This is a genomic window from Promicromonospora soli (assembly GCF_014653785.1).
Taxonomy (GTDB): domain Bacteria; phylum Actinomycetota; class Actinomycetes; order Actinomycetales; family Cellulomonadaceae; genus Promicromonospora; species Promicromonospora soli.
On sequence record NZ_BNAS01000001.1, the window covers coordinates 294,321 to 306,041 of the forward strand.

General features: G+C 72.1%; 8 protein-coding genes. 6 read left to right on the forward strand and 2 right to left on the reverse strand.

Annotated elements, in window-relative coordinates:
- Window positions 1-70: 70 nt before the first annotated feature.
- Together IE250_RS01360 and gnd are read right to left on the reverse strand one after the other, a co-directional pair.
- Complete coding sequence (locus IE250_RS01360; RefSeq protein ID WP_229872040.1) at window positions 71-1,375, reverse strand: carboxylate--amine ligase; 1,305 nt, start codon at window positions 1,373-1,375, stop codon at window positions 71-73.
- Window positions 1,372-2,808 carry an NADP-dependent phosphogluconate dehydrogenase gene (gnd, locus tag IE250_RS01365; protein WP_189667473.1) on the reverse strand — a complete coding sequence of 479 codons (1,437 nt, stop codon included), beginning with the start codon at window positions 2,806-2,808 and terminating at the stop codon, window positions 1,372-1,374. Before gnd ends, IE250_RS01360 begins: the two co-directional genes overlap by 4 nt.
- 162 nt (window positions 2,809-2,970) lie before the next feature.
- Between gnd and IE250_RS01370 the strand changes: the two genes are divergently transcribed.
- The 6 genes from IE250_RS01370 to IE250_RS01395 all read left to right on the forward strand — a co-directional run bounded on the left by IE250_RS01370 (window position 2,971) and on the right by IE250_RS01395 (window position 11,630).
- On the forward strand, window positions 2,971-3,639 hold the full coding sequence (locus tag IE250_RS01370) for a DUF3000 domain-containing protein (protein WP_189667474.1): 669 nt from the start codon (window positions 2,971-2,973) through the stop codon (window positions 3,637-3,639).
- A complete protein-coding gene (locus tag IE250_RS01375; protein WP_189667475.1) occupies window positions 3,636-4,901 on the forward strand; it encodes an HRDC domain-containing protein in 1,266 nt (421 codons plus the stop codon). The genes IE250_RS01370 and IE250_RS01375 overlap by 4 nt, the downstream gene beginning before the upstream one ends.
- Window positions 4,902-4,934: 33 nt before the next feature.
- Window positions 4,935-5,990: a lipid II:glycine glycyltransferase FemX gene (locus IE250_RS01380; protein WP_189667476.1), complete on the forward strand. Its 1,056-nt coding sequence runs from the start codon at window positions 4,935-4,937 to the stop codon at window positions 5,988-5,990.
- A gap of 349 nt (window positions 5,991-6,339) precedes the next feature.
- Window positions 6,340-7,590 carry a thiolase family protein gene (locus IE250_RS01385; protein WP_189667477.1) on the forward strand — a complete coding sequence of 417 codons (1,251 nt, stop codon included), beginning with the start codon at window positions 6,340-6,342 and terminating at the stop codon, window positions 7,588-7,590.
- A gap of 66 nt (window positions 7,591-7,656) precedes the next feature.
- Window positions 7,657-9,738 carry a 3-hydroxyacyl-CoA dehydrogenase NAD-binding domain-containing protein gene (locus tag IE250_RS01390; protein ID WP_189668272.1) on the forward strand — a complete coding sequence of 694 codons (2,082 nt, stop codon included), beginning with the start codon at window positions 7,657-7,659 and terminating at the stop codon, window positions 9,736-9,738.
- Between the two features lie 80 nt (window positions 9,739-9,818).
- Window positions 9,819-11,630 (forward strand): potassium channel family protein, encoded by a 1,812-nt coding sequence (locus tag IE250_RS01395; protein WP_189667478.1) that lies wholly within the window; start codon window positions 9,819-9,821, stop codon window positions 11,628-11,630.
- Window positions 11,631-11,721 lie beyond the last annotated feature (91 nt).

The following is an 11,721-nucleotide window of genomic DNA, read 5'->3' on the forward strand; positions in this document are numbered from 1 at the left end:
CCCGGACATGTCAGACGCTCAGGTCACCTGGGCGACCTGAGCGTCTGACACGTCGGCGGGACTGCCCGCCTCAGTAGCCCGTAGCGGTCGGCTCCGGGTAGTACTGCGAGTACTTGCGGCGGTAGTTCTGCGTGATCGCCTCGACGATGAGCCGGCGCCTGAGACCGGAGTCGGCGTCGTACTTGAGGGGGTTGACCACGTCGCCGCTGGACTTGAGCGCCTTGAGCCGGGCCTTGAGCTCGGGGTCCAGGACGTACCTCGACAGCAGGCCGAACGGCACCACCGTGTACAGCACCTCACGCACCGCCCGCACCGGGCGGATCGGGCGGTGCAGGATCCAGTCCTCGACGAGCACGCGGGCCACGTTGGCCCCGCCCGCCGTCACGTAGTAGTTGTTCCGCCCGATGCGCGGGTTGACCTCGAAGTACACGTGCCGGCCCGTGCGCGGGTCCAGCTTGTAGTCGAAGTTGGCGAAGCCCACGTAGCCGGTCGTGTCGAGGAACCGGGTGGCGGCGTCCATGGCGTCGTCGTACGCCTCCACCAGGATCGCCGCCGGGATGCCGAGCGTGCCCGGCGTGTGCTCCTCCAGGAGCACCCGCCCGGTGGCCAGGAGCGTCACCTCGCCCGACGTGTCGCGGTACGCGGTCAGGGACCGCATCTGCGTCTCGTCGCCCGGGATGAACTCCTGCACCAAGAACGTGCCCGGGTACTTCGCGTCCGCGAGGTTGCCCAGCAGCTCGTCCAGCTCTGCGCGGGAGTCGATGTGGTGGATCTTCGCCTTGCCGGGGAAGTCCACGTAGTACCACTCGGCGCTGTTCGACGGCTTGCCCACCACGGGGTACTGCAGGTCCACCTCGAGGGTGGGCACGGCGGCACGGCCGCCTTCGGCCACCAGCTTGGCGACGTCGACCGCCACCGTGCGCGGCGTCGGGATGCCGAGCCGGTCGCAGACCTGCGCGAAGCCCTCCTTGCTGCTCACCTGCTCCAGGACGGGCAGCGACGGGTACGGCAGCACGTAACCCGCCGCCTCCAGGCGCTCCCGGTTCAGGATGACGGTGCGCACGTGCCAGTCCGCGTTCGTCAGCAGGATCAGCACCTTGTCCCTGTGCTGCTGCGCGATGCCCTCGAGCGTCGCGAGGAACACGTCCACCTCGTCCAGGCCGGGCACCACGAGGTTCTCTGCGATCGCCGAGTCCTGCATCGCGCGGGTGGCGACCTTGGAGAGCACGACGGCGTGGGTGCGGTACTGCTCGTGGAACGCGCGCACCAGGGCGTACATCCCGACGTCGCCGCCGATCCCCACCACCATCATCTCGGGGACCGGGCTCTCCCCGCCGCCACCTGCCAGCCCCTTGTCCGCGGGGAAACCCCTCACGCCTCGGCCTCCGTGCGGTCCCCGGACCACTCGGTGTGGAACGTTCCCTCGCGGTCGACCCGCTTGTAGGTGTGCGCCCCGAAGAAGTCGCGCTGCGCCTGCACCAGGGCGGCGGGCAGCCGCTCGGCGCGGACGCCGTCGTAGTACGCGAGCGAGGAGGAGAACGCCGGCGTCGGCACGCCGTTCTGGGCCGCACCGGCCACGATGCGGCGCCACGCGGGCAGACCGCTCGCGACGGCGTCGGTGAAGTACTGGTCCGCGAGCAGCAGGGGCAGGTCCTGGTCGCGCTCGTACGCCTCGGTGATCCGGTTCAGGAACCGGGCACGGATGATGCAGCCGCCGCGCCAGATGCGGGCCATCGCGCCACGGTCGATGTCCCACCCGAACTCGGTGGCGGCCGCCGCGATCTGGTCGAAGCCCTGCGAGTAGGCGACGACCTTGGAGGCGTACAGGGCCTGGCGGACGTCCTCGATGAACGCTGCCCGGTCCTTGACCTCCCAGCTCGCGGCGTGCGCGGGCAGAGCCGCGCGGCCGGCGGCGCGCTGCGGCACCGAGCCGGACAGAGCGCGGGCGAACGTGGCCTCCGCGATGCCCGTGATCGGCACGCCCAGGTCCAGGCCGTTCTGCACGGTCCAGCGGCCCGTGCCCTTCTGCTCCGCCTGGTCCAGCACGATGTCGACGAACGCCTTGCCGGTCTCCGCGTCGACGTGCTGCAGCACGTCGGCGGTGATCTCGATGAGGAACGACTCCAGGTCGCCGGTGTTCCACTGCGCGAAGATCTCGCCGATCTCCGCCGCGGAAGCCCCGAGCCCCTGGCGCAGCAGGTCGTACGCCTCGGCGATGAGCTGCATGTCGGCGTACTCGATGCCGTTGTGCACCATCTTGACGAAGTGCCCGGCGCCGTCGGAGCCCACGTAGGTGCAGCACGGGACGCCGTCCACCTTCGCGGAGATGTCCTCCAGGATGGGGCCGAGCGACTCGTACGACTCGGGCGTGCCGCCCGGCATGATGGACGGGCCGTTCAGCGCGCCCTCCTCCCCGCCGGACACGCCGCTGCCGACGAAGTGCAGTCCGTGCTTCTTCAGGGCGGCCTCGCGCCGGATGGTGTCCGGGAAGTGCGCGTTACCGGCGTCGACCACGATGTCGCCCTCCTCCAGGAGGGGCACCAGCTCGTCGATGACCGCGTCCGTGGGACCGCCGGCCTTGACCATGATGACCACCTTGCGCGGCCGCTCGAGCGACGCGACGAAGTCCGCCATCGACTTGGCCGGGACGAACTCGCCGTCGCTGCCGTGCTCCGCGACCAGCGACTCGGTCTTGGCGTACGAGCGGTTGTGGACCGCCACCGTGTAGCCGTGACGTGCGAAGTTCCGCGCGAGGTTGCGACCCATCACCGCCAGCCCGGTGACGCCGATCTGTGCTGTGCCTGACACGTTCTTGCTCCTTCTCCGTGGGAACGGGCCGGCACACGCGCAGCGCGCCGTGACCCTCGGTCAGCCTAGTAGGGCCCGTGAACACAGGGCGACGCAGGTCACGATCCGGCGACAGCCGCGCGCCTCCGCCTGGAGGCACCGGCCCGGACGTACCGTGAAGAAGTGACCAGCGGCCCGCCCACCGGCGTTCCCGTCGACTTCGCAGCAGCCCTCGCCGACCTGCGACGGCAGGCCCTGCGCGCCGAGGTGCGCCTCACCGAGATCCCCGCGCCCCGCCGGGTGGCACCGTTCAGCGTGGCGCTCTCGGGCGACGTCCTGCCCGGCGCGCCGCAGGGCCGGCCCGACCGGGGCGGTGACAAGGACCACGACCACTCCGATGAGCCGCTCGCGACCGGCCGGTTCGTCGTCCTGCACGACCCGGCCGGGCAGGAGGCCTGGCACGGCACCTTCCGCGTGGTGACGCTGGTCCGCGCCACGCTCGAGCCCGAGATGGCCGCCGACCCGATGCTGGCCGACGTCGCCTGGTCCTGGGTCCACGAGTGCCTCGAGTCCGCAGGGCTCGCCCCGGGCACGGACACCGTTGCCGACGGCGGCACGGTCACCCGGGTGCTGTCCCAGAGCTACGGCGCCCTCGACGGCACGCCCGACGCGGTGGACCTCGAGATCCGAGCGTCGTGGACACCGCTGGACACGCTGCTGGGCAGGCACCTGAGCGCGTGGGCGGCGCTGCTCACCATGGCCGCGGGAGTGCCCCCGCTTCCCGAGGGCGTCGCTACCCTCACCAGGCGGTTTACCGACAGGTCCAGGCAACGCCATACGGTAGGTCCATGACCACCACGGAGCGAGGCGTCCCTGCGGAGACATCGACGCCCGTGCCGGCCCCCGTCACACCACTGACCGAGCCCGCCGACGGACTGCCTGACGTCGTGGCCACCGAGAGTGCTTTCGCGCGCGTCGTCGAGGCGTTCGCCGCCGGCTCGGGGCCGGTCGCCGCCGACGCCGAGCGCGCCTCCGGGTACCGGTACGGCCAGGCGACCTACCTGATCCAGGTGCGGCGCGCGGGCGCGGGCACCGCGCTGATCGACCCCGTCGGCGTCCCCGACCTCTCGCCGCTGGGCGAGGCCGTGGGCGACGCCGAGTTCGTGCTGCACGCCGCCTCGCAGGACCTGCCGGGGTTCGCCGCGCACGGGCTGCGCCCCGCCCGGGTCTTCGACACCGAGCTCGCCGCGCGGCTGCTCGGCATGGAGCGCGTGGGCCTCGCCGCCGTCGTCGCCGACGTGCTGGGGCTGGGGCTGGCGAAGGAGCACTCCGCCGTCGACTGGTCCACCCGCCCGCTGCCGGAGGACTGGCTGCGGTACGCGGCGCTCGACGTCGAGGTGCTCGTCGAGCTGCGCGACCGGCTCGCCGAGCGGCTCGAGGCCGCCGGGAAGGCCGAGTGGGCGGCACAGGAGTTCGAGGCGGTGCGCACCGCCGCCCCGCCGGCGCCGCGGGTCGACCCGTGGCGGCGCACGTCCGGCATGCACGTGCTGCGCAACCCGCGCCAGGTCGCCGCGGTGCGGGCGATGTGGTTCGCGCGGGACGCCAGCGCCCAGGCGCGGGACATCTCGCCCGGCCGGGTCCTGCCCGACCGCGCGATAGTCGCAGCCGCCAAGGCCATGCCGAAGACCGCCGGCCAGCTCGTGCTGCTGCCGGAGTTCGCCGGCAAGGGCACCAGGCGCCGGGCCGCCTACTGGCAGAGTGCGATCGACCAGGCACGCGCCCTGCCCGACGCCGAGCTGCCCAGCGTGCGCGGCCCGCGCACCGACGGCCCGCCGCCCCCGCGCACCTGGGGCGACCGGGACGCCACGGCGGCGCGCCGCCTCACGGCGGCCCGCGAGCTCGTGACGGCGCTGTCCGAGGACCTGAGCATCCCGGTCGAGAACCTGCTGCAGCCCGACGCGCTGCGCCGCCTGTGCTGGACGCCGCCGTCGCCCGCCGACGCCGGCGCGATCACCGAGTTCCTGCGGAGCCGTGGCGCCCGCGAGTGGCAGCTCGGCCTCCTGGTGGAGGGCCTGGAGCGGGCGTTCGCCGAGGTGACACGGGAACAGGTGTGAAAGCCCCGCGTCGACCCCAGTAGAGTCGTCCCCATGCCAGCCCTGTCGGAGCCCATCACGCTCGCCGTCGACGTCGTCACCGAACCTTCGACCTGGGACCGCGAGGTGCTCGCCCTGGGCGGGCACCCGCTCCAGCTGTGGGGATGGGGCGAGGTCAAGGCGGCCGGCAACTGGCGCGCGCACCGCCTGCGGGTGACTGAGGACGGCGCCACCGTCGGCCTGGCGCAGCTGCTCGTGCGGCCGCTGCCCGCCCAGTTCAAGGCTCTCTCGTACGTGCCGCGCGGCCCCGTCGTCGCGCACCACGACGGCGAGACGGCCCAGGCCGTCTTCGGCGTCGGCGACACCGCCACCCGTAACGCCGTGACGAACACCGTCGTGGAGTGGGCGCGCGAGAACGTGGGCGGCGTCGGTATCACCATCGAGCCGGACTGGCCCGCCGGCACCCAGCTCGACCTGGCCGGACGGCGGTACGCGCCGAACCAGATCCTCATCCCCAGCACGCTGATCCTGGACCTCACCCAGTCCGCCGACGAGCTGCTGGCGGACATGCGCAAGTCCACCCGGTACGAGATCCGCAAGGGCAGCCGGGCGGGCCTCGACATCCGCCGGGTCACGGAGGACGCGGAGGTGCTGCGCGTGCTCGACGTCTACAAGGAGACCGCCGAGCGCGCGGGCTTCGCCATCCACTCCGACGAGTACTACCTCGACGTCAACCGGTCGCTCGGCGACAAGTCGGTGCTCGTGGCCACCTACATCGACGACGCGCCCGCATGCTTCGCGTGGTGCGTGAACTCGGCCAGCACCTCGTTCCTGCTGTACGGGGGCGGCAACGACGCCGGCCGCAAGGCCACGGCCACCGCGCCGACCTACTGGCGCACCATCGAGATCGCCCGGGAGCAGGGCCTCGTGCGGTACGACATGAACGGCCTGCTCAACGACGGCATCAGCGACTTCAAGAAGAGCTTCGCCAAGCACACCGACGAGCTCGTGGGCTCGATCGACGTCGCGTTCTCGCGCTGGTACAACACCTGGAACACCGCGCTGCCGACGGCCAAGAAGGTAGTCCGCAAGCTCCGCGGCAACGGCTGAGTTCGGTCCCCCGCACGCCACATCACGGTGACTTCGGTCCCCCGCACGCCACATCACGCTGACTTCGGTCGCTTGCCTTGAGATCGGTCGTTCAACGGACCGATCTCAAGGCAGGCGACCGAACTCATGCCAGCGCCGGTAGCCACTGACCGAACTCACGGCAGCGCCGCCGTCGTCGTCCGACGCGCCGCAGTGGCTCCCGCACCGCCATCCGAGACTCGGTGTCACGTTCCACCGAACCGGGTCTCACTTCGTGCGTGCTTTTTACCGGTACTCGCGGTAGCGTGTATCTCGATCCAGCGGCGCCGCTCAACGGACGCCGCCGTCCCCAAAACCAGGAGTTCTGCTGATGACCGCAGCCCCGGAAACACCGCGTGCCCGCCGTGCGGTACGCGACGTCGTCTTTGTCGACGGCGCCCGCACGCCCTTCGGCAAGGCCAAGCCCGACGGCCTCTACGCCGAGACGCGCGCCGACGACCTCATCGTGAAGGTGGTACGCGAGCTGCTGCGGCGCCACCCCGAGCTCCCGCCGGAGCGGATCGACGAGGTGGCCATCGCCGCCACGACCCAGCAGGGCGACCAGGGGCTCACGCTCGGCCGCACGGTAGGCATGCTCGCCGGCCTCCCCCAGTCCGTGCCGGGCTACGCCATCGACCGCATGTGTGCCGGCGCCCTGACCGCCGCCACGACGACCGCCGCCGGCATCGCCATGGGCGCCATCGACATCGCGATCGCGGGCGGCGTGGAGCACATGGGCCGCCACCCGATGGGCTTCGACGCCGACGTCAACCCCCGCTTCGTCGCCGAGAAGCTCGTGGACCCCCAGTCCCTGAACATGGGCGTCACAGCGGAGAACCTGCACGACAAGTTCCCGCACCTCACCAAGGAGCGCGCGGACCGGTTCGCCGTCGAGTCGCAGACCAAGTACGCCAAGGCGCTGGCCAACGGCAACATCGACCCGGACCTCGTCCCGGTGGCCATCCGCTCCTCCGAGCAGGGCTGGGGCCTGGCCACCACCGACGAGCTCCCCCGCCCCGAGACCACCTTCGAGTCCATCCAGGGCCTCAAGACGCCGTTCCGCGTGGGCGGCCGGGTCACCCCCGCGACGTCGTCCCCGCTGACCGACGGCGCGACAGGCGCCATCCTCGCGGCCGGCGACGTCGCCGCCGAGCTGGGCCTGCCGGCCAAGATGCGCATGGTGTCGTACGGCTTCGCCGGCGTGCCCCCGGAGATCATGGGCTACGGCCCGGTGCCCTCCACCGACAAGGCCCTGAAGACCGCCGGCCTGACCATCGGCGACATCGGCCTGTTCGAGCTGAACGAGGCGTTCGCGGTGCAGGTCCTGTCCTTCCTGGACCACTACGGCATCGCCGACGACGACCCGCGGGTCAACCCGTACGGCGGCGCCATCGCGATGGGCCACCCCCTGGCAGGCTCCGGCGTGCGCCTCATGACGCAGCTCGCCCGCGAGTTCGAGCAGCACCCCGAGGTCCGCTACGGCCTCACCGCCATGTGCGTGGGTCTCGGCCAGGGCGGCAGCGTCATCTGGGAGAACCCGCACAACGCCGACTACTCCGGCCACACGGACGAGGAGAACTGACCCGTGCCTGAGACCCCTTCGACGTTCAGCGAGCGCGTCACCCACTCGCTGGTGCGTGATGTGCAGATGCCCGGCGGTGCCGGCGTCCTCGCGCTGGTCACGCTCGACAACGGCCTGGACCACACCAAGCCCAACACCCTCGGTCCGGCCGGCATCGCCGAGCTCAAGGCGGCCCTGGAGGTCGTCCGCACCCGCGCCGAGGCCGGCGAGATCGCCGCCGTCGGCGTGACCGGCAAGCCCTACTTCGTCGCCGCCGGCGCCGACCTCAAGGGCATCACCTCCGTGCGCAGCCACGACGAGGCGGTCGAGCTGGGCCGCATGGGCCACGCCGCGTACACGATCCTCGGCGACCTGCGCGCGGCCACCGGCGTGCCGACCTTCGCGTTCGTGAACGGCCTCGCCCTCGGCGGCGGCCTCGAGGTCGCCCTCAACTGCGACTACCGCACCGTGGCGTCCGACGCCGCCGCGCTCGGCCTGCCCGAGACCGGCATCGGCCTGGTGCCCGGCTGGGGCGGCGCGTACCTGGTCCCGCGCCTGGTCGGTGTCGAGAAGGCCGTCGAGGTCATCCTCACGCGCCCGGCGGCGAACAAGCCGTACAAGCCCGCCGAGGCCCTGCAGATCGGCCTGGTCGACGCGCTGTTCGAGGCCGCCGACTTCCTGGAGCAGTCCATCATCTGGGCCGCCAAGGTCGTCACCGGCGAGATCGAGGTGCCCCGCCGCGAGCTCGACCCGCAGCCGGTGTGGGACGGCGTCGTCGCCGCCGCGAAGGCGCAGGTCGACACCCTGGTCGGCGCGTCACGCCCCGCGCCGCACCGCGCGCTGGAGCTCATCGCCGCCGCCGGCAACGCGACCAAGGCGGACGCGTTCGCGGCGGAGGACCAGGCCCTGGCGGACCTGATCATGTCCGACGAGATGCGCGCCAGCATCTACGCGTTCAACCTCGTGGGCGGCGGCAAGAAGCCGCAGGGCGCCCCGGACCCCCAGCTCGCCCGGCCCGTCACCCGGGTCGGCGTCGTGGGCGCCGGCCTGATGGCCGCCCAGATGGCCTTCCTCTTCGCGCAGCGCCTCGGCGTCCCCGTCGTCATGCGCGACCTGGACCAGGAGCGCGTGGACAAGGGCCTGGCCTTCGTCCGCGAGACGGCCGAGAAACTGGCCGGCCGCGGGCGCCTCTCACCCGACGCCGCTGCTCGCATCGTCGCCTCCGTGTCCGGCACCACGGACCTCAACGAGTTCGCCTCCTGCGACTTCGTGATCGAGGCCGTCACCGAGGTCATGGGCCTCAAGAAGAAGGTCTTCGCCGAGCTGGAGGGCGTCATCACCCCCGAGACGGTGCTCGCGACCAACACCTCGGCGCTGTCCGTCACCGAGATGGCGGCGGACCTGCAGCACCCCGAGCGCGTGGTCGGCATCCACTTCTTCAACCCGGTGGCCCAGATGCCGCTGGTCGAGGTGATCAACGCCGAGCGGACCTCCGACGAGGCCCTCGCCACGGCGTTCGCCATCACGAAGAAGCTCCGCAAGACGGCGATCATGTCGGCCGACCGCCCGGGCTTCATCGTGAACCGCCTGCTGCTGCTCGTGATGGGCCAGGTGATGGAGGCGATCGAGGGCGGGACCCCCGTCGAGGTCGCCGACCGGGCGCTCGCACCCCTCGGCCTCCCGATGCCGACGTTCGAGCTGACCGACCTGGTCGGCCCCGCCGTCGCGCAGCACGTGCTCACGTCGCTGCGGGAGAACCTCGGCGACCGCATCCCGGCGTCGGCGGGCCTCGCCAAGATCGTCGAGGACGGCACCCGGGTGGTGCTGGACGCCCCGGCCAAGGGCCTGCCCAAGCCCGTCAACCCGGCCATCCAGGAGTACTTCGGCCCTGCGCTCAGCCCGGGCGAGCCCGGCAGGAGCGGGCAGAGCGTGCTCGATGCCGACGGCGTGCTCGACTCGGTGCTCAGCGCCCTGACCGTCGAGATCGGTCTCATGCTGGACGAGGGCGTGGTGCCCGGCCCGGAGCAGATCGACCTCGCCATGATCCTCGGCGCCGGCTGGGGCTTCCACACGGGCGGCATCACGCCGTACCTGGACCGCACCGGCTACAGCGAGAAGATCCTGGGCAGGCGGTTCCTGCCCGACGGCGTGGCGAACGTCCCCTCCTGACCTGGAGTCCCCCGGGCCCTCCGGCGACCAGCCCACACATTCGTGGGAGTTGTCGGAGGGCCCGGCTACGCTCTGCCACCATGACGGATGCCGTACCGGGCACGAACGCGCACTACATAGTCGTCGGTGACAATCCCCTCGCCTATCGCCTCACCCGCGCCCTCAGCACGCGGTTCCGGGGCACGGTGACCGTCGTGGTCCCGGACCGCACCTCCCGGTACGCGCAGGACATGCTCAACCTCAACCTCGACGACGACGGCAAGCCCAAGCGCGACGGCGACGGCAAACTCCTCGAACTCGTCAGCCTGTTCGAGACCGAACGGGTCGACGAGGGGGCGCTCAAGGAGGCCGGCGCGGACCGCGCCGCGGCGGCCGCCCTCGTGAACCAGGACGACGGCGGGAACGTCGCCCTGGCGCTCCTGCTCCGCGAGACCTGGCCGAGGCTGCACGTGGTGGTCCGGATCTTCGACGAGTCGCTCGGCCGGCACCTGCAGCGCGACCACTGCACCGTGCTGTCGTCGTCGGCGTTCGCCGCGCCGGAGATCGTCGGCGCCGCCCTGCGCCGGCAGATCAGCCTGCCGGTGCGCGGCGGGCGGCGCCTGGTCGCCGTGTCCGACGAGGTCACGTCCCTGCGCCCGCACATGGTGCTGTTCGCGACCGACCGGGACGGCGCCGTCACCGCGCTCCCCAGCGACAAGGAGATCGCGAACGGCCTCACCCCGAAGGTCCTCCTGGCGGAAGCCGCCGAGGACGACGTGCTGCCGGAGGTCAAGGCGGACCTGGAGCCCGACGAGGACGAGGTGGACCCGCACCGCCGGCGCCGGGTGGGCGAGTACCTGCGCACCCTCGCGATCACGTCCGGGCGGAACCTGCTGCTCGCCGCCGGCGTCCTCCTCGTGGTCGTGCTGATCGGCGCAGTGACCATGCAGCTCGCCACGGGCTCGTCCTTCGCCGGGGCGCTGTACGAGGCGGTGCTGCCCTCCCTGGCCGGCAGCGACCCGGACCACGACGCGAGCCCCCTGGTCAAGGCCACCCAGGTGGTCCTGACGATCGTCAGCGTCGCCGTCATCCCGTGGGTCACCGGTGTGGTGGTCGACGGCGTGGTGCGCACCCAGCGCCTGCTCGACGCGGGCTCGCCGCGGCGCCCGATGGCCGGCCACGTGGTCGTCGTCGGGCTCGGCGACCTCGGCACCCGCATCGTGCGCTCCCTCGACCGGCGCAGCGTGCCGGTGGTCGCCGTCGATATCGACGAGTCGGCGCGCGGTATCGCCGTCGCGCGGTCCCGGGACGTGCCCGTCGTGATCGGCGACGCCCGCCGGGCGGCGACCCTGAGCGCCGCGTACGTGGACGCCGCCCAGGCGATAGTGGTCGTCACGAGCGGCGGGGCGATCACCATCGGCATCGGCTTCGCGGCACGCTCGATCCCCCGGTCCAAGGACGCCCCGGCGCTGCGGACCGTCCTGCGGGTCTTCGACAAGGACCTGTCGCGGCGCATCCGGCGCGAGATCCCCGACTCAGCGGGGCTCAGCTCCTCGTTCCTCGCCGCGCCGTCGTTCGCCGCCGCGATGATCGGCCAGGACGTCACGGCCACCGTCCCCTACCTGGACCGGGTGCTCGTGCTCGCCGAGGTACTCATCTTGGACGGCAGCCCGATGGCCCGCATGCGCCCCGACGACGTCGACCTCGACGGGTCCGGGGAGCACGGCGACGATGACGCCAAGAGCCGGCTCCTGGCGATCCGGACAAGGAGCCATCCCAGTGGCGGCGGCGGGGTCACCATCGAGCCGTCGGAGGGCCGGTACCTGAACGCGGGCGACACGGTGGTCGTCATCGCCACCACCGCTGGGCTGAGCCGGGTGCGCGAGATGGCGCGGCCACCGCTGCGGATGTAGCTGGACGACCAGGCCGGCCGGCCTGCCGAACCGGCCTGAACAACTGGCCCAGGATCGGCCCGTTCGCCGGTCCACCGGGCGCATAGCGTCA